Consider the following 213-nt stretch of genomic DNA (forward strand, 5'->3'; position numbering starts at 1 on the left):
CGGAGGCCGAGCCGCCCGCCGAGGCACCGGACCTGCCCGGGCGGCGGGCCGTCGCGTGAGGCGGCTCCTCATCGCCACCGACGCGTGGCATCCGCAGGTGAACGGCGTGGTGCGCTCGCTCCAGCACATGGTCGCGGCGGGGCCGGGCCTCGGCTTCGACACGGTGCTGCTGACCCACCGGGATTTCCGCTCGCTGCCCCTGCCGGGCTATCC

General features: G+C 76.1%; 1 pseudogene. It reads left to right on the plus strand.

Going from position 1 to position 213, the window contains the following annotated elements:
• Window positions 1-55 precede the first annotated feature (55 nt).
• Window positions 56-213: pseudogene (locus tag AX737_RS36510) on the plus strand (glycosyltransferase family 1 protein); the annotation flags it as partial.

The organism is Methylobacterium sp. CCH5-D2, assembly GCF_001556475.1.
GTDB lineage: Bacteria > Pseudomonadota > Alphaproteobacteria > Rhizobiales > Beijerinckiaceae > Methylobacterium > Methylobacterium hispanicum.